We start from the raw sequence: 18360 nt of genomic DNA on the forward strand, positions 1-18360 counted from the left end.
GACTGTGTGGCTTCCACACGTGAAGACGTCTTCGTCACGGCCGGTGACCTTCGCGAGCGCATCGCCTCCGGGGGTCCCGTCACCGTGCTGGACGTGCGATGGTCGCTGGCCGAGCCCGACGGTGAACAGGCCTATCTGAGCGGCCATCTGCCCGCCGCGGTCTATGTCTCGCTGGATGGGGAGCTGACGGACCACCGCGTCGCCGGTCGGGGTCGCCATCCGCTGCCGTCCGGATCTGACCTGCAGGCGGCAGCGCGTCGTTGGGGCGTGCGCAAGGGGGTGCCCACCGTGGTCTACGACGACTGGAACCGCGCCGGGTCTGCCCGGGCCTGGTGGGTGCTGACCGCGGCCGGCATCGACGACGTCCGCATTCTCGACGGTGGCCTGGCTGCCTGGACAGCGGCTGGCGGGGCGCTACAGAGCGGCCCGGTCACGCCGGCGCCCGGTGACATCGACGTCGTCCATGGCGATCTGTATCGCGGTGCCCGGCGCACTCTCACCGCAGAAGAGGCGGGGTCCGGGATCGGTGTGCTGATTGACGCTCGGGCACCCGAGCGGTTCCGCGGGGACGTCGAGCCCATCGACCCAGTGGCCGGGCACATCCCCGGGGCGGTCAATCTGCCGAGTACCCAGTTCCTTTCCTCAGACGGCACATTGGCTGCGGACGCCCAACTGCAGGCGTTGCTCGCAGATCACTCAGCCGCGGGCGCGGACGTCGGTGCCTACTGTGGCTCCGGGGTCACCGCGGCGCTCGCGGTGGCCGGGATGGCTGCCGCCGGGGTGGATGCGGCGCTGTATCCCGGGTCATGGTCGGAGTGGGCGTCGGATCCGGCGCACCCCGTGGCCCGGGGTGAGTAGCAGCGCCGACGCGCGACATCGGTGCTCCGCGGCGCCGGTCGGCGACTTTATGCTGAGCCAATGCAGCGCAGCCCGGACCCGGTCACCCCGTTGTGGCGTGCCGCCCAGATCTTCCGGTTGCTGAGTTGCCTGTACGCGCTGGGTTTTCAGATCGCGATCAACGATGACCTGACCAGTCCGGTGGTGGCCGGCGGGCTGTGTGCGGTGCTGATCGTGTGGAGCGTTGTGTGTGCGATTGCCTACCTGCAGGGGTTCGGCCGTCGTCCGTCGTGGGTGATTGCGGAGGTCGTGGTCGTTCTTGCCCTCATGCTCTCGACCGAACTGGTGGCGTCCGAGCACTGGATCGCGGACAACCAGTCCTGGCCCACCACGTTGTGGGCGACGAACGCCACCATTTCGGCGGCCCTGCAATTCGGCCCGGTCGGAGGGATGGGAGCCGGGCTGGCGGTGATGGCCGCCGCCGCTGCGTTGAAGGGCTACGTCAGTATCAATCTCGGGCGCAACGCCACCATCGTCATCGAACTCGCCGTGGGTCTTGCGGTAGGGATGGCTGCGCAGACCGCACGCCGGGCTCATGCCGAGTTGGAGCGTGCGGTGCGGTTGGCGGCTTCGCTGGAGGAACGGGAACGGTTGTCACGGCGGGTGCACGACGGCGCCATTCAGGTGTTGGCGCTGGTTTCGCGGCGGGGTCGCGAAATCGGTGGAGAGACAGCTCAATTGGCCGAACTGGCCGGGGAACAGGAGCGTGCGTTGCGCAGGTTGGTCAGCGCACCCGATCCGGAGGTTCACACCGGCGGGGTCACCGACATCGGCGCGCTTCTACGGTCCAGGGCCTCTGATCGAATTTCGGTCAGTCTGCCGGCCGAACCCGTGCTGCTGGACCACGATGCCGCGCACGAATTGTTCGCTGCCGCAGGCAATGCCTTGGACAACGCCGCCGCACACGCCGGACCTGACGCCCGGGTTTTCGTGCTGCTTGAGGATCTCGGCGAATCGGTGACGGTGAGTATTCGCGACGACGGGATCGGTATCGGCGACGGACGACTGGCCGAAGCAGTCCGCGAAGGTCATGTCGGTATCTCGAAATCGATTGTGGGACGCATGGATTGGCTGGGCGGTCAGGCGCAGCTGAACACCGCACCCGGATGTGGCACGGAATGGGAGCTCACGCTGCCCCGCTCTTCGGGCCGTGACTCCGTCGAGAAGGGACAGTGATGACCGAGACCGCACTGAAGGTGATGGTCGTCGATGACCACCCGATCTGGCGCGACGCGGTGGCACGCGACCTCGCCGACGAGGGATTCGATGTCGTGGCCACCGCCGACGGGGTGGCTTCGGCGCGGAGACGGGCCGGTGTGGTACTGCCTGACGTGGTGGTGATGGACATGAGCCTTTCCGACGGCAGTGGCGCCACGGCCACCGCGGAGGTGCTCACCGTGTCGCCGTCGTCGCGGGTGCTGGTACTTTCCGCCTCGGACGAGCGCGATGACGTTCTTGAGGCGGTGAAAGCGGGGGCCACCGGTTATCTGGTGAAGAGCGCGTCGAAAGCCGAACTGACCGCGGCGGTACGGGCTACCGCGGAGGGGCGCGCAGTGTTCACCCCAGGGTTGGCCGGACTGGTGCTCGGTGAGTACCGGCGTATCGCCCAACGCCCGGAGGACGGCCCGGCCACGCCCAGCCTGACCGAGCGGGAGACCGAGGTGCTGCGATTTGTGGCAAAGGGATTGACGGCCAAGCAGATTGCGACGCGCCTGTCCCTGAGTCACCGCACGGTGGAGAATCACGTCCAGGCGACGTTCCGTAAGTTGCAGGTCGCCAACCGCGTCGAATTGGCCCGCTACGCCATCGAACACGGCCTCGACACGTAGTCCTACTCATCCGGGCGGCCGCATTTGTTGCCACCATGACCGCATGAGCGAATCTCATCGGGTCGTGATCGCCCGGATGTCGTCTGACCTGGCCGCGATCTCGGCGTACATGAACCGGGTGTCGACGGATCTGGGGGAGCTGAGTCGAAGGCTGGATCAGGTCCCGGTGGCCGTGCCGCCCCCGGTCCCTGCCGCGGCGCCGATCGCTTGGCCCGTCGCATCCGCTCCGGTGCCGGTGCCGCCGCCGAGGTCTGAGCCCACGTTCGGCCCGGAGCGCTCCGAAGGCTGGATCGGCAAGGCGCTCGCGGTAGCGGGAGTGGCCGTGACGCTCACCGGTGTGGTGCTGCTGCTGGTGCTGGCCGCGCAGGCCGGTCTTCTGCGACCGGAGTTCCGGGTGGCCGCAGGAGCCGTTCTGGCCGCTGGACTGGTCGGCGCCGGATGGTGGCTTCATCGTCGGCCGGGTGGCCGGGTGGGGGCCATCGCGTTGGCCGCGACCGGTGTTGCCGCCGCGTACATCGACGTGATCGCGGTGACAACGGTCTATGAGTGGGTTGCGGCGCCGATCGGTCTTCTGGTTGCCGCCGCAGTCGGTGGTGGCGGCCTGATGCTGGCACGGCGGTGGAACTCCGAACAGCTGGGCTTGTTGGTGCTGGTGCCGCTGATCGCCCTGGCGCCCGTCGTCACCGACGGGGTGACCCACCTGCTGATCGGATTCATGCTGGCTCTGTCGGCTGCCGCACTCCCGGTGCAGTTCCGCCGGGACTGGACCGGGTTGTACGCCGCGCGTGTCGCCGCGGCCACGTTGCCGTTGTTGATGGCACTCGCGGCCGCCGCAATCGATGGACGGACCGATGTCCTGCTCGCGCCGGCCTGCGGGCTCGCTGCAGTGCTGGCGTTGGCGGGCGGGCTGCTGGTGCTGCGGTGGACCACCAAGCCGTCGGCGACGGCCGTTCTGACGGCGTGCGGCGTTCTTCCCGTGCTGTGCGTGGCGGGCGGCGTCGACCGCGTTATCGCGGCCCTCATGGCGGCGGCGTTGGCAACCGCCCTCGTGGCGATCGTGGCCTTCGGCGACCGCATTCCGGGGGTGGTCGTGGTGGTCCGCCAGATCTGGGCGGTACTCGCGGCTGCGGCTGCTCTGATTGCGGTGCTGGTGGCCTTCGAAGGACCGGTGGCAGGCCCGGTGCTGTTGGCGATGGCCACGGTGGTCGCCCTCGCGGGGCGCCACGCCGGTGTCGCGCGGTCGATTGCCCTCGGGTTGGCCGCGGTCGGGGGCATGATCTATCTCGATTCCGCCGGGCCCGACATCTTGGTTAGTGCCACCAAAATGTCTGCAGGGCTTACGGTTTCGGTGTTGATCGGCAGCGTCCTGGCGATCGCGGCGGCGGCCGCGGTCTCGTGGGCGTGGTCGTCCGAGGGTGCCGCGGATCAGGAGTTGCTCCGGCTGGTGTGGGCAGCGGCGGGTCTCGTGGCCGGATATGCGCTGACGGTGTTCGCCGTGACGGCCGGTGTCGCAGTCGGCGGCATCGAGGCGGGCTTCTTCGGCGGTCACATGGTGGCGACGATCTGCTGGATCGCGGTCGCGGCCGGCCTGCTCGGCTATGCGGCGCGGCGCCCCAAGGCGCAGCGGTCCCTGCCGATCGGCGGAGGCATGGCGCTCGTCGCGGCGGCCATGACCAAGCTGTTCCTGTTCGACCTAGGGACCCTGGCCGGAATCTTCCGGGTGGCGGTATTCATCGTGGTCGGGTTGGCGCTGCTGGGAATGGGGGCGGGGTATGCACGCCTGCTCAATCAGCAGGACCAGGCGGCCGACCAGCAGTCTGTGTGAACGTGCTCACATCTCGACTAATCTGGAGTGATGCCAGATTATGGACCGTTGTAACTGGCATGAGTACACGTCGAATCGAATCCGATATCCAGGGATACCAGGCCGCGCCCGAGCTCAGCGGCTACCTGCAGCAGGTGCTGGTCGACTTGATCGAGCTCGGCATCCAGGGCAAGCAGGCGCATTGGAACGTCGTCGGCACGAACTTCCGGGACCTACATCTGCAGCTCGACGAGCTCGTCGATTTCGCCAGGGAAGGCAGCGATACGGTCGCAGAACGGATGCGTGCACTGGACGCCGTGCCCGACGGTCGGTCGGACACTGTCGTGGCCGGCACCACGTTGCCGGAGTTCCCCGCCTATGAGCGCAGCACTGCTGAGGTGGTCGACCTCGTGACCACGCGGATCTATGCAACCGTGGAGACGATGCGCGGGGTGCACGACGAGGTCGACGCGCACGACCCGACCACCGCCGACATCCTGCACCAGTTGATCGATGGTCTGGAAAAGCTGGCATGGCTGATCAAGTCGGAGAACCGCAAGGTTTAGCCATCGCCCGGCGGCTCGACCGAGGCGGCACGCATCGGACCGGCGACCTCCAGCCGGGCGCGTGCCGCTTCGTCGTCGCGGCGTCCGACCAGATACCAGGTGTGCATGAGGCCCTTGCCCTTGATCTCGACGTCACCGCGCTCCTCGAGCACGAACGCGTGGCTGATCCGGTCATAAACGTTCTGCGGCACCTGAATTCGGCCGGCCACGTCGGTGGTTTCCATTCGTGATGCGACGTTGACCGCGTCGCCCCAGACGTCGTAGAAGAACTTGCGTGCCCCGACCACCCCGGCCACCACGGGTCCGGCGGCCAGGCCGATCCGCAACGGCACCGCGCGTCCCTGGGGGTCCTTGAGGTCGGCTACGGCGTCGGCCAGATCGAGCGCCAAACAGGCGAGTGCTTCGATGTGATCGGTGCGCGGCTTGGGCACGCCTGCCACCACCATGTACGAATCACCGCTGGTCTTCACCTTCTCCAGACCATGGCGGTCCACCAGTGCATCGAGGTCGGTGTACAGGACGTCCAGGAAGCGCACCAGATCGGTGGGGGTGAGGTCACTGGCCCGCTCGGTGTAGCCGGCGATGTCGGCGAACAGGATCGAGGCGTCGTCGTACTTGTCGGCGATGATCGTGCGTGAAGGCTCCTTGAGTCGCTGGGCGATGGTGGCCGGCAGGATATTGGCCAGCAGTTGCTCGGATCGTTGATATTCGTCTTCCATCGCCTGTTCGGCCCGGGCGATCTCGCGTAACGACATCCAGACTGTGGCAAACACCATTACTCCGGCTGAGACCGCTGAAAGGACGAAGCCCGCCGTCATTGCCCACGGGGGCCCCAGCCCGCGGTCTTTGGGGGCCAGGACCTCGAGCACGATCGCGGCGGCGACCGCCAGTGCCGTCAGCACCCCCGCCAGGACGATGCGCTCGATTCCCAGCACCAGGACCGCCAGTGAGGCGGCCACCACGAAGTAGAACTGCAGTCCTGAACCGGTCCCGACGGCAAAGCACATAGTCGACACCGACACGTAGGCGAACAGGAAGAACGCGAGCGGTGCGATCAGTTCACCGAACCGGTACAACAGCGGCACTAGCAGGAACAACGCGGCGGATCCGAGGTTGACGAACCCGAACCGCCACATCGGCCCGCCGAGGATCAGTTGAAATACGCCGAATCCACCGGATACCGCGGCCGCGATCCACGTCGCAATCGTCAACACCCGCAGTCGGCTCGACACGCTCTCCGCGTAGTGCCGAGTGCGGGCCGGAACGCGGTTGCTCAACGCCATCTCAGGTATGCACACCGATCGGCGGAACTCGCTGACCACCACGGACAAAGGGTATCGCCGCAGACCACCGGATTGGCCGACATTGACGCGGCCGCTATTTCGAATCGTTGTCCAGCAAATCCGACGAAATGCCGGTATGTCACAATGGGAACTTGTTCCAGTGCGCGCGGCCGTCGTGCCGCCGATCTCTTTTGGGGGGGATCTCGAGGTGGATCGGTCATGGGTGCGTAACACCGCTGCCGGCTGTGCGATCGCGTGTGGCGCCATGGTGGTCGGACCTGGCATGACCGGCACCGGTGTGGCTTCGGCGCATCTGTTCGGGATCGACATCCACGACCTCTTCGACCACAAGAAGAAGAACAAGAAGTCCGGTCCCGCGGCGGCCAAGTTGGGTCCGCAGCGTGGCGGCGGAGTCAAGAATTCCGGTGGCAGTCTCGGCGGGCCGCGGGCTTCCAGCGGCTCCAAGCCCGAGTCAAAGGTCGGGACCACCAAGACCGGGACCACCAAGACAGGGGCCACCAGGACCGGGGCCACCAGCTCCGCGACCACCAAGACCGGGGCCACGACAGTGGGCGCCGGTGAGGCTCCGGCGACGGCGGCCCGCTCGGGAACATTCGCCGAATCGCCGCAGTCGGCCCGCGTCGACACGACCGGACAGGCGCCGTCGGCGGTCCTGTCGGGTGGGACCGCCCAGGCACCCACCGCGGCCGTCACAGGCGGCACGAGTCAGGCCCCTTCAGCTGTCGTGTCGGGCGGTGGCGGAGGAGGCGGAGCCGCGGGGGCGCCGACCAATGGCAACCTCGGCCGGGCCCCGGGCCTCGCGCCGGTGCCGACGGCTCCGAGCAGTCGCACGATCGTCATCCGATCGACCCCGCCCAAGCTTCCCGCCGCGCCGGCTCCGGCGATCGCTGCACCCGCCGCCCCGGTCGCTCCGGCTCCGGTGGTGGCCCCTCCCGTTCCCGTCATCGCGGTCCCGGCGCCCGCGGCCCCGCCGGCAGGGGTGCCGGCGGCAGGCCCGAGCGCGCCGGCCATTCCGGTTCCGCGGTCCGAACCACCAGTGGCACAGCCGCTTTCGGTGCCTGCGGTGCCCGAATCCTTCCGGCTCGGATACGCCGATTATCTGCGTACGGCCAGCACCAGTGATCTGCTGTTCGCGGTGCTGCCCGGACTCGCCGGCATGCTGTTGATGACGGCCGCCGGGGGAGCGGTGGGAGTCCGGCAGGCACGCGCGGCGCAGACACTTCCGTCACCCCAGATCGCTCGTTTCCTGCCGTAGCGGCATCGCGTGACACGCGGCGCGCATGACCGCAGACATTCTGCTGCGGTGGTGTACCGGATCGGTCCACTGGTCTGGCTGTTCACTGCCGCAGCCGTCGCCTCCGTCGTCGGGGGACTACTCGTAGTGGTTGGTTGGGCCCGCGGAGAACTGTCGGGCTCACCTTGGGCCGCGCTGGCGGGTGTCCTGTTGATGGCGGCGGGATTCGGGGCCGTCGCCTTCCGCTGCGCGTCACGCGGTGAACCGCGGCGTGAACCGCCGGATGCGCCGTCCGACACCATGCTGGAGGTTGGTCATCCGCTCGGTCTGGTGTTCTGGCTCTTCGCCGCTTTGGCCGCCGTTGTCCTTGCGCTGACGGCCTCGGGCGTGGCTGGTTTCGTTCGGAGAGCGATACAGCACGGCGGTCTCGACCGGTCCGACACGACGGGGTTGGCGGCCGTCGGGGTGACTGTGGTCGCAGCGATGGCGTTGGTGGGGATGGTTTCGATGGCCGTGGCGATACCCGCGCGAATCATCCGGTCCTACGGGCGCACCCACCTCTGGCTGTCGCCCGAAGGGATCGGCTATGCGACGCCTTCCGATGACGACCCGGGTTTCCGGCCATGGGACAGCGTCACGGCCGTCAGCTATTCGTCCCGCGATGCCCGCGGCGTGGTGTACAGCCACGTGTGGACAATCCGCACCAGCAACCCGCGATTGCACATCAGGGTGGTGTACCCCGCAGGTGCGGTGCCCCGGCCCCGCACCATCCGTCAGGCCATCCGCGACGTTGCGCCGGCCGTTCAGGTGAGCTGAGGGTCGTCGGCGGCTGTCGGTCGTGAGTGGGTTCCAGACGTGTGCTTCTATGGATTCATCGCCGCCAGACAGTTTGCGTCGACTGTCCTGCAGCAATGGCATATTTCGTGGTCCATTCTGGCCGGATTCATAGCTAGTTCCTAGTTGGGGGAGCGGGTCGGCAGTGCCCGGAAGTGGTATTGATCGGCGGTGCCGGTTGGTGTGCCACCGGCGTGGCTTCACGGGTGATTGTCAAGGCGTTGAACCGATTCCGGCTATCTGACCCGTTTGCGCCATATTGACGCACCGGCATGGTTTACTCTTCGGGATCGGTTGCGCTCATCGAGGGGCGCCGCACGTTTGCGGGAGCTTCGTGCAGGGTCAGGCCTGGGATGCCACCGCATCCGAGGCTCGATCGTTCGCATCCGATCTGCAAATGCATGTTTGAGCACCCGCAGGGTGCCGGCACGGAAGACAGTCGGAGGAACTCGCGATTTTCAGGATCCTGAAGCGGCTGTGGATTCCGCTGGTGCTGGTGGTGGTGGGGGTCGCAGGCGGATTTACCGTGTCGCGATTGCATGGCGTCTTCGGCAGCCAGAGCCGTCCCGCGTACACCAGCGCCGAGCGCGAGGAGAAGCGGCCCCACGACCCCAAGCACCTGGTTTACGAGGTATTCGGCCCTCCTGGGACGTTGGCGACCATCAGCTATTTCGACGCCGATGCCGAGCCGAAACTCATCAGGGATGCGCCGCTGCCATGGTCGATGGACTTCCCGATCTCCGACGCGACGGCGATGGGAAACATCTCCGCTCAAGGCAATACTGACTCGATCGGATGCCGCATCCTCGTCGGCGACGAGGTGAAGGACGAGAAGGTCCGGACTGGCGTGAGTGCCTTCACCTTCTGTCAGCTGAAGGCCGCATGAGTACAGCCAACGACCCCAGCGAACCCATCACGGAGCCGTTGCCGATAAGCAAGCGCCCGCCGTTCGTCGCACGGATGGTCCGCGTGCTGTCGGTGCCGATCATCCTGGGATGGTTGGCGATCACCGTCATCCTGAGCGTCGCCGTGCCGTCGCTCGAGCAGGTGGAGAAAGAGCACGCGGTAGCGATGGATCCCATCGCTGCACCGTCGTTCGAGGCTATGCAGCGCATGGGGCAGCTGTTCGGCGAAGCCGGTTCGGGCGCTGTCGCGATGATCGTCCTGGAGGGCGATCAACCCCTCGGCGACGCTGCGCACAGCTATTACGACGAATTGGTTCGTCAGTTGAAGGCCGACACCACGCATGTGGTGCACGTCCAGGACTTCTGGGGCGACCCGATGACCCAGGGCGCTGCGCAGAGTGTCGACGGCAAGGCCACGTACGTACAGGTGACTCTCACCAGCAACCAGGACATCTCGGCGGTCAAGTCCGTCGAGGCGATGCGCGCGATCGTGGACCGGATACCGGCGCCGCAGGGAGTCAAGACCTATGTCACGGGGCCGGCGGCATTTGCCGCCGATCTGGGTCCGGCCGGCAACCGGACGGTGGGGCTGGTCACCTCGTTGAGCCTCACGGTCATCTTCGTGATGTTGCTGCTCGTCTATCGGTCGATCATCTCCGTCATTCTCATGCTGATCGTTGTCGGCATCGAATTGACGGTGGCCCGAGGGGTTGTGGCGTTTCTCGGCAGTCTCGGCGTCATCGGTATCACGACGTTTGTCGTCAATCTCCTTGTGGCGCTCGCGATCGCGGCGGGAACCGACTACGGCATCTTCTTCACGGGGCGCTACCAGGAGGCGCGCCAGGCCGGCGAGGACAAAGAGGCGGCGTTCTATACGACGTTCAGCAGCGTCGCGAAGGTGGTCGTCGGTTCCGGCATGACGATCGCCGGGGCGATTCTCTGCCTGCATTTCACCCGTCTGCCGGTCTATCAGACTCTCGGCGTTCCCACGGCTGTGGGCATGGCTGCCGCCGTGTTGGTGGCCGTCACACTCGTCCCCGCAGTCATCGCCGTGGGTAGCCGCTTCGGGCTGTTCGAACCGAAGCGGAAGCTCACCACCCGTCGGTGGCGCAAGGTGGGCACTGCGGTCGTCCGGTGGCCCGGGCCCATTCTCATCGCGACGTGCGCGGTCTCGCTCATCGGTCTGCTGGCGCTTCCCGCGTACAAACCGAGCTACAACGACCAGAATTACATCCCGCAGGACATCCCCGCCAACGTGGGTTATGCGGCGGCGACGCGACATTTTCCCCAGTCATTGATGATGGCGCCCGACATTCTGTTGGTCGAGGCCGACCACGACATGCGGAATCCGATCGACTTTCTGGTCTTGAACAAACTGGCCAAGGGTGTGCAATCCGTGCCCGGAGTCGCCATGGTCCAGGCGCCGACCCGTCCCGCCGGCGAGCCACTCAAACACTCGACGATTCCGTTCATGCTCAGCATGAGCAATGCGTCTCAAACCCATTTGATGCCGTTCCAGAAGGATCGAATGGAAGACCTTTTGGTGCAGGCCGACGACATGACGAAAACGATCGCCATCGTCAAGCGCATGCAAGCTCTGACGGAGGAGATGGTCAGCACCACGCATCAGATGGTCGCGGATACCCACGAGCTGCAAACTGTGACCAATCAACTGCGCGATCACGTTGCGAACTTCGACGATTTCTTCCGACCGATCCGGAACTACTTCTACTGGGAACCGCACTGCTACACGATTCCCATATGTTCGTCGATCAGAGGTGTTTTCGACACGCTCGACGGGATTGACCAAATCACCGTCAAGATGGTCAGCCTGGTGAACAACCTTGATCAACTCGACGCGATTCTGCCGCAGTTGGCCGCTCAGTTTCCGGTGATGATCTCGACCATGGAATCCACCCGAACCATGATGCTGACGATGCACAGCACCATGTCCGGGATCATGGATCAAATGGCGACGTCGAACGACAACGCCACCGCGATGGGCAAGGCATTCGACGCTGCCCAGAACGACGACTCTTTCTATCTGCCTCCGGAAGTCTTCGAGAACAAGGACTTCCAGCGCGTCATGGACATCTTCCTGTCACCGGACGGGAAAGCGGCCCGCATGCTCATCACCCAGCGAGGCGACCCGGCAACGACTGAGGGCATGTCGCTGGTCGACCCGATCGAAACCGCGGCCGAAGAAGCGCTCAAGGGCACGCCGCTGCAAAATGCCTCGATCTATCTCACAGGCACCGCAGCGTCAGTGAAAGATCTGGTCGAAGCGTCCAAATACGATCTGCTGATCGCGGCTGTTGCCGCACTCTGCCTCATTTTCGGCATCATGCTCGTGGTGACGCGGAGTTTCGTCGCCGCACTTGTCATCGTCGGCACGGTGGCGCTTTCACTGGGCGCGGCCTTCGGGCTTTCCGTGCTCATCTGGCAGCACATCCTCGGTATGCCTTTGAACTGGGTGGTGCTGGCGATGTCCGTGATCGTTCTGTTGGCGGTGGGTTCCGATTACAACCTGCTGCTGGTGTCCCGGATGAAAGAGGAGATCGGCGCCGGGATCAACACCGGCATCATCCGGGCAATGGGCGGCAGCGGCAAGGTGGTGACGGCTGCCGGCCTGGTGTTCGCGTTCACGATGTTGGTGATGGTCGTCAGTGACCTGGTCACGATCGGGCAGTTGGGTGCCACCATCGGCGTCGGGCTGTTGTTCGACACCTTGGTGGTACGCGCGTTCATGACGCCGGCGATCGCCGCGCTGCTGGGGCGGTGGTTCTGGTGGCCGCAACGGGTGCATCCACGGCCGCTCAGTGCAACAGGACGCCCGTCGGGCCGGGGCCAGCTTGTGCGGTCGATCCTGCAGAGAGAAGAGCGCTGACAGCCATGAATGCGTCTTCCTTCTGTGCGGTGAAAGCCGCATGAGCAGTAGGCACACAAGCGACCGGCCGCCGTTGATCGCACGAGTGATCTATCGGCTGTCGGTGCCGATCATTCTCGGCTGGCTGGCGATCATCGCCGTCGTCACCTTCGCTGTTCCGTCATTGGAACAAGTCGGGCGGGAAAGCTCTGTATCGCTGGTCCCCAAAGATGCGCCGTCGTTTCAGGCGATGCAGCGCATGGGGCAGGTGTTCGGCGAATCCGATTCCGACAGCGTCGCGATGATCGTCCTGGAGGGAGACAAACCCCTCGGTGAGGATGCGCACCGGTACTACGACGACTTGGTTCGCCAGCTGCGAGCCGATACGAAACATGTGCAGCACGTTCAGGATTACTGGGGGGACTCACTCACCGCATCAGGTGTCGAGAGTGCCGATGATCTGAGTGTCTACGTCCAGCTGAATCTCGCGGGTAACCAGGGCCAGGCCCTGGCCAACGAATCTGTGGAAGCGGTCCGGGACATCGTGGCGGGGACGGCCCCGCCGCCGGGCGTGAAGGCCTACGTCACGGGTCCTTCCCCGTTGATCACCGACATGAACCACGCCGGTGATACGTCGATCATGAAGATCACGCTGGTGACGCTGGTGGTGATCTGCACGATGCTGCTTTTCGTGTACCGCTCGGTCATCACCGTTGTTCTCCTTCTGGCCATGGTCGGGATCCAGGTGCAGGCGGCGCGGGGAGTCGTCGCATTCCTCGGCGACCACCAGGTTCTGGGGCTGTCGACATTCGCGGTGAATCTCCTGGTATCGCTCGGAATCGCGGTCGGCACCGATTACGGAATCTTCTTCATCGGGCGATATCACGAGGCACGTCAAGCCGGCGAAGACCGCGAAACCGCGTTCTACACCACCTATCGCAGCGTTGCGAAAGTGGTTGTGGCCTCAGGTCTGACGATTGCCGGAGCCATTTACTGTCTGAGCTTCACCCGGCTGCCGTACTTCGAGACGATGGGCATTCCGTCCGCCATAGGAATGGCGGTTGCCGTCGCGGTGGCCGTCACGCTGGTTCCGGCCGTCATCGCCGTCGGCGGCCGGTTCGGGCTGTTCGAACCGAAGCGGAAGCTCATGGTCCGCCGGTGGCGGGGAGTCGGCACGGCGGTGGTCCGATGGCCGGTGCCGATTCTTGCCGGGGCTTGCGCGGTGGCGTTTGTCGGTCTTCTCGCCCTGCCTGGCTATCAGACCAGCTACGACGACCGGCTGTATGTGCCCCAGGACATCCCGGCCAATGTCGGATATGCGGCCGCCGAGCGTCATTTCCCCGAATCGCGGATGACGCCAGACATCCTGATGCTCGAAGCCGACCACGATATGCGCAACCCGACAGATTTCTTGGTTCTGCACAAGCTGGCCAAGAAGATCTTCGCGGTCCCCGGGATTGCCACGGTGCAGAGCATCACCCGGCCAGAGGGCAGCCCGATCGAGCGCACGTCGATACCGTTTCAGATCAGCCTGCAGAGCGCCGGCCTCCGACAGATCGTGCCGTTCGCGAAAGATCGCATGAATGGCATGTTGAAGCAGGCGGACGACATGCAGAGAATGATCACTCAGATGGAGGGCACTCACAATCTGATGAAGTTGATCGGCTCGATCACCCACAACACGGTCGAGGTGACCGGGGAGACTGCCGAACTTACTGACGATCTGATGGCCACCGTTTCAAATTTCGACGACTTCTTCCGGCCGCTTCGCAATTACCTGTATTGGGAAGGCCACTGCTACGACATTCCCATTTGCTTCGCCATTCGATCGGTGTTCGACGCGCTTGACAGCACCGACCAGCTCAGCCTTCAGATGCACAAACTTCTCGACAACTTGGTGAAAGTCGACGGATTACAGGCGCAGCTTGTCACTCAATTGCCGCCGATGATCGAGATCATGAAGTCAATGCGAGCCATGATGCTGACAATGCACAGCACCATGTCCGGAATGATCGCGATCATGGATGAGACGACGTCGAATGCCAGCGCGATGGGCAAGATCTACGACGGCGCCCAGAACGACGACTCGTTTTATCTGCCCCCGGAAGTGTTCGAGAACAAGGACTTCCAACGGGCGATGAGCCTGTTCTTCTCGCCCGACGGGAAGGCCGTCCGGCTGATCCTCACGCACCGGGGTGATCCCGGAACTCCTGAGGGCATCTCGCGGGTTGATGCTGTGCGGACGGCAGCGGAAGAGGCGATCAAGGTGACGCCGCTGCAGAACGCTTCCATCCACCTCGCCGGAACCGCTGCGACATACAAAGATCTGCGAGACGGGTCGAAATTCGACCTCTTGATCGCGGGTGTCGCGGCGCTCTGCCTGATCTTCGGCATCATGCTGGTGGTGACGCGGAGTTTCGTCGCCGCACTGGTCATCGTCGGTACGGTGGCGCTTTCGCTCGGTGCGGCGTTCGGGCTTTCGGTACTGGTCTGGCAGCACATTCTCGGCATCGAACTGCACTGGCTCGTCTTGGCGATGTCGGTGATCGTCCTGTTGGCGGTGGGTTCCGACTACAACCTGCTGTTGGTGTCGCGCATGAAAGAGGAGGTCGGCGCCGGGATCAACACGGGCATCATCCGAGCCATGGGCGGCACCGGCAAGGTGGTGACGACCGCGGGCCTGGTGTTCGCGTTCACGATGTTGTCGATGGTGGTCAGTGATCTGCGCATCATCGGGCAGGTGGGTTCGACCATCGGTCTGGGTTTGTTGTTCGACACCCTGGTGGTACGTGCATTCATGACACCGGCAATCGCAGCCCTGCTCGGGCGCTGGTTCTGGTGGCCACTGCGGGTCCGTCAGCGGCCCTCCAGTGCGGTTCTGGGCCCGGTCACGGCGCCTGCTGACCGACTGGTCAAGCAGGAGGCCTGATTTCACGCTGTGGTCGAGCTGGGCAAAGCATGGGTGAGATCCGCCCAGGCCGATTACAGTCGGAATGGTCGGGAGCAATGGTAGGGAGGAAGTTTGAATATGTTCCGTCTGTCGTTGACCAGACTGGCCGTCGGGCTCGGCGGCCTGGCTCTGTCGTTGACCGCCGGGGCCGGGATCGCGTCCGCGGGGCCGAACCTGGATTCGGCCATCAACACGACGTGCACGTACCCGCAGTTGGTGTCGGCGCTCGATGCGCAGGATCCGCAAGTCCGGATGGCATTCGATCAATCGCCGATACTGCAGCGTGGCTTGCGTGAGTTCATCGCCGACGCGCCGGCCAAGCGGGCCAAGACAGCGCAGGATGTGGCGAACGCTCCGATGTTCCAGCCGTACCTCGGCACCATCGAACAAGCCTTCAACACCTGCAACAACTTCTGATCTGAAGTCGGTGCCGCCGTGGTCGTTTCGTTCGTCTACGGCGGGTCCGTCGGGCCCACGGTCGAACCCTTCGGCGAGATCGGTGACCGATTGCCAACAGATTGTGTGGCCTATGGCAATTCGCCCCGATAGCAACGCATTTCCTAATACTCTGCCGTCATGAGTCAGAGCCGATACACCGCTGCGCAACGCGCCGCAGGATCTCCCTCCATCTGCTCCGCGCGTGAGCTGCCCGCAACGTCGTTCGAGGAGTCGTGCTCGTGACCCCCGCCAGTGACAGCGGTTCGACGGCCCGGCCGGTCGCATTGTTCGTTTTGGGTGTGCCTCGTTCCGGAACCTCTGCGGTCACCCGGGTCCTCTCGCTGTGCGGTGCCACGCTCCCGGCGGGGCTGTCGGGTGCAGATCCGCGCAACCCGCGTGGCTACTGGGAGCCGCGGGCGTCGCTCCATCTCAACAACACGATCTTGCGTCGCTACGGCAGCGCCGTATTCGACCCGTCACTACGCCTGCAAGAGGACGGGGGGCTCGATGCAGACCAGAAGGCTTTCTGTATCAACAAGATCGGACAGTTTCTCGCCACCTTGCCGGCCGCGCCTGTCGTACTCATCAAGGATCTGCAGATAACGCTGCTGTCCAGCTTGTGGTTCGAAGCGGCACGGCAGGCCGGCTTCGACATCGCTGTTGTGAACATGGTGCGTCCTCCGCAGGAAGTCATCGCATCAGGTGCCGCGGACTTCCTGACATCGCCGGAGCTCGGCAGTGCACTGTGGCTGAAGTTCAACCTGCTGGCCGAGAGAGATACCCGCGAGCTACCGCGCGTGTTCGTCGAGTACGCCAACCTGCTCGAGGATTGGCGTCGTGAAGTCAAACGGATCTCGTTGGCTCTCGGCATCGATCTGGACAACCGGGATGAGGACGCGATCGAGGAGTTCCTCACCCCGGATCTCCACCGCCAGCGGCAGACCGGCCCTGTGACGGAAACTTTCGGCACAGACTGGATTTCCTCGGTTTACGACGCGCTGAGCGCGGCCGCACGCGACGAGCCCGTGGACCAGGTCGAGTTGGATCGCGTGTATGCGGCGTACCGGGCGAGCGAACAGGGTTTCCGGTCGGTGTTCGAGAATTCCGTCCGGTTGAACAAGCTCAATCGATTCGTCCGGCCGTCCCTCCTGAAGTTTCGCTACGAGGCCGTTGCACTGGCCAACCGGCGCCGTGGGACCTGGGCCTGACCCGTCTGTAACCGGGCGTCGTTGCGGTCACGCAGCCGCATGCCGATGATGAAAGAGGCTAGTTAGTGTCGGGACGAACAAGTCGTGTACGGGAATCTCTGAGACCGCGCCAAGTACCCAAAGAACGTGTGCAACTAGATAATCGGCTCGCGTTGGCCGACGAGGCATCGTTGGCGGAGCATCGCGCTGCCGGCATGAAGGTGGTCATCCAGGTCACCTGGCTGTACGACCGTGCCGTCGATCTCGATGGGCTGCGACGTTTTCACCATAATCTCGGCCAGGGTTTGTTGGGGCGTCGCATCGAGCGCCCGGCGCTGCCGGTCGCCCGGCACCGATGGGTTGTGGACCGGGGTCCGTCAGATGTCGACATCGCTGAGTCGACCCGTCCGCGTGCCGATTTCAGTTCCTGGGTCGACGAACGGTCGCAGCTTCCGGTCGATGCGGAGACGGGCCCCGGCTGGCACATCGGTGTCGTACGCCTCGACGACGGCTCGACCGCGGTCAGTCTGGTGCTCTCGCACAATCTGATCGATGGGCTCGGCCTTGCGCTCGTGATAGTCGAAGGGACACTGGGTAAAACCCGCGATCTCGGGTATCCGCCGCCACGGTCGCGTACTCGACTGCGCGCGTTGGCCCAGGATGCCCGAGAAACCGCGCGCGACGTACCCAAGGCCGCCCGGGCGCTCGTCACGGCGGTGAAATCTGCCAGAGAGCAGGCTCGGGCCAAGTCCGAGGACAATCCTTCATCGGCACCGCAGTCTGTCCCGGCGGTCAATGCAGTCGGCACCGATGAGGTCGTGCTCGTACCGGCTCTGACGATCTACGTCGACCTCGGTGAGTGGGACGCGCGCGCCGAAGCGCTCGGCGGAGCGAGTCACACGCTGGCCGCGGCGTTTGCCGCGAAGTTCGGTGAGCACATCGGCCGCACGCGCGACAAGGACGGTGCCGTCACCCTCCAGATCCCGATCAGCGACCGCACAGAGGACGACACCCGAGCGATGGCACTGTCGTACGCGCGCGTCACGATCGACCCCGCCCCTGTCGCGACGGATCTGCGCGAAGTCCGTGCGGCCGTCAAACAGACGCTGGCGACGTTGAAAGAGACCTCAGAGGAGTCCAAGCAGCTCCTGTGGCTGCCCTCGTTCATGCCGAAGCGGATGCTCAAACAGATGGTCTCCAGAGTGCCTGCGGATCCGGACCAAGCGGTGTTCTGTTCTTACCTGGGCGATCTCAGCTCGTTCATCAGCGAGGCCGACGGCACCGTGGCCGAGTTCGCGAATGCGCGAACGACGGGGCAACAAGAATCGCGACAGCTCCTCGAGCGGACCGGCGGCCGATTGGTCATCCTCTCTGGACGCCTGAGCGGCAAGATCTTCATCAGCGTCGGGGCCTACCAACCTGGCGCGGAGAACTCCACATTCGCCCTGCGGGAGCTGGCAGCACGCACGCTGGCTGATTTTGATCTTGTCGGCGAGATCCACTGACGTACCAGCTGTGCGGTAGGTAGCCTAGAACGTTCAATCCC

At 64.7% G+C, this 18360-nt stretch carries 14 protein-coding genes; 13 read left to right on the plus strand and 1 reads right to left on the minus strand.

Features of this window, described 5'->3' with window-relative positions:
* Positions 1-6 precede the first annotated feature (6 nt).
* The 5 genes from AC4ELH_RS03695 to AC4ELH_RS03715 are packed head-to-tail and all read left to right on the plus strand — an operon-like array spanning position 7 to position 5096.
* Positions 7-858, plus strand: coding sequence for a sulfurtransferase (locus tag AC4ELH_RS03695; protein WP_448447287.1), 852 nt, complete (start codon positions 7-9; stop codon positions 856-858).
* Positions 859-918: 60 nt separating this feature from the next.
* Positions 919-2073 carry a MacS family sensor histidine kinase gene (macS, locus tag AC4ELH_RS03700; RefSeq protein ID WP_064887239.1) on the plus strand — a complete coding sequence of 385 codons (1155 nt, stop codon included), beginning with the start codon at positions 919-921 and terminating at the stop codon, positions 2071-2073.
* Positions 2073-2726 carry a response regulator gene (locus AC4ELH_RS03705; RefSeq protein ID WP_064887240.1) on the plus strand — a complete coding sequence of 218 codons (654 nt, stop codon included), beginning with the start codon at positions 2073-2075 and terminating at the stop codon, positions 2724-2726. Before macS ends, AC4ELH_RS03705 begins: the two co-directional genes overlap by 1 nt.
* A 43-nt stretch (positions 2727-2769) precedes the next feature.
* Positions 2770-4551: a DUF2339 domain-containing protein gene (locus AC4ELH_RS03710; RefSeq protein ID WP_448447290.1), complete on the plus strand. Its 1782-nt coding sequence runs from the start codon at positions 2770-2772 to the stop codon at positions 4549-4551.
* Positions 4552-4610: 59 nt separating this feature from the next.
* Entirely contained in the window at positions 4611-5096 is a 486-nt protein-coding gene (locus AC4ELH_RS03715; RefSeq protein WP_064887242.1) for a Dps family protein, read from the plus strand.
* On the opposite strand, the gene AC4ELH_RS03720 is transcribed toward AC4ELH_RS03715, so the two are convergent.
* Positions 5093-6379: an adenylate/guanylate cyclase domain-containing protein gene (locus AC4ELH_RS03720; protein ID WP_174554246.1), complete on the minus strand. Its 1287-nt coding sequence runs from the start codon at positions 6377-6379 to the stop codon at positions 5093-5095. The genes AC4ELH_RS03715 and AC4ELH_RS03720 overlap by 4 nt on opposite strands.
* Before the next feature lie 223 nt (positions 6380-6602).
* Here AC4ELH_RS03720 and AC4ELH_RS03725 point away from each other — a divergent pair, with 223 nt between their 5' ends.
* The 8 genes from AC4ELH_RS03725 (at position 6603) to AC4ELH_RS03760 (ending at position 18319) form a co-directional block, all read left to right on the plus strand.
* Positions 6603-7655, plus strand: coding sequence for a hypothetical protein (locus tag AC4ELH_RS03725; RefSeq protein WP_448447293.1), 1053 nt, complete (start codon positions 6603-6605; stop codon positions 7653-7655).
* 9 nt (positions 7656-7664) lie between these two features.
* Positions 7665-8450: a hypothetical protein gene (locus AC4ELH_RS03730; RefSeq protein WP_448447295.1), complete on the plus strand. Its 786-nt coding sequence runs from the start codon at positions 7665-7667 to the stop codon at positions 8448-8450.
* Positions 8451-8943: 493 nt separating this feature from the next.
* Positions 8944-9354 (plus strand): MmpS family transport accessory protein, encoded by a 411-nt coding sequence (locus AC4ELH_RS03735; RefSeq protein WP_082448958.1) that lies wholly within the window; start codon positions 8944-8946, stop codon positions 9352-9354.
* Positions 9351-12260 (plus strand): MMPL/RND family transporter, encoded by a 2910-nt coding sequence (locus tag AC4ELH_RS03740; RefSeq protein ID WP_110777889.1) that lies wholly within the window; start codon positions 9351-9353, stop codon positions 12258-12260. Before AC4ELH_RS03735 ends, AC4ELH_RS03740 begins: the two co-directional genes overlap by 4 nt.
* Before the next feature lie 40 nt (positions 12261-12300).
* Positions 12301-15168: an MMPL/RND family transporter gene (locus AC4ELH_RS03745; protein ID WP_498883266.1), complete on the plus strand. Its 2868-nt coding sequence runs from the start codon at positions 12301-12303 to the stop codon at positions 15166-15168.
* A 99-nt stretch (positions 15169-15267) separates the two neighbouring features.
* Positions 15268-15606 (plus strand): hemophore-related protein, encoded by a 339-nt coding sequence (locus tag AC4ELH_RS03750; protein ID WP_064887245.1) that lies wholly within the window; start codon positions 15268-15270, stop codon positions 15604-15606.
* Positions 15607-15866: 260 nt separating this feature from the next.
* Positions 15867-16835, plus strand: a complete 969-nt coding sequence (locus AC4ELH_RS03755; protein WP_064887269.1) for a sulfotransferase family protein — start codon at positions 15867-15869, stop codon at positions 16833-16835.
* Positions 16836-17029: 194 nt separating this feature from the next.
* Positions 17030-18319 carry a hypothetical protein gene (locus AC4ELH_RS03760; protein ID WP_498883329.1) on the plus strand — a complete coding sequence of 430 codons (1290 nt, stop codon included), beginning with the start codon at positions 17030-17032 and terminating at the stop codon, positions 18317-18319.
* The last annotated feature ends 41 nt before the right edge of the window (positions 18320-18360 follow it).

Source organism: Mycobacterium shunyiense (assembly GCF_058270075.1).

Coding starts and splice junctions, on each gene's coding strand:
- AC4ELH_RS03740 (WP_110777889.1), top strand. CDS start 9,351: ATGAGTACAGCCAACGACCCCAGCGAACCCATCACGGAGCCGTTGCCG.
- macS (WP_064887239.1), top strand. CDS start 919: ATGCAGCGCAGCCCGGACCCGGTCACCCCGTTGTGGCGTGCCGCCCAG.
- AC4ELH_RS03710 (WP_448447290.1), top strand. CDS start 2,770: ATGAGCGAATCTCATCGGGTCGTGATCGCCCGGATGTCGTCTGACCTG.
- AC4ELH_RS03760 (WP_498883329.1), top strand. CDS start 17,030: ATGAAGGTGGTCATCCAGGTCACCTGGCTGTACGACCGTGCCGTCGAT.
- AC4ELH_RS03745 (WP_498883266.1), top strand. CDS start 12,301: ATGAGCAGTAGGCACACAAGCGACCGGCCGCCGTTGATCGCACGAGTG.
- AC4ELH_RS03715 (WP_064887242.1), top strand. CDS start 4,611: ATGAGTACACGTCGAATCGAATCCGATATCCAGGGATACCAGGCCGCG.
- AC4ELH_RS03720 (WP_174554246.1), bottom strand. CDS start 6,379: ATGGCGTTGAGCAACCGCGTTCCGGCCCGCACTCGGCACTACGCGGAG.
- AC4ELH_RS03705 (WP_064887240.1), top strand. CDS start 2,073: ATGACCGAGACCGCACTGAAGGTGATGGTCGTCGATGACCACCCGATC.
- AC4ELH_RS03750 (WP_064887245.1), top strand. CDS start 15,268: ATGTTCCGTCTGTCGTTGACCAGACTGGCCGTCGGGCTCGGCGGCCTG.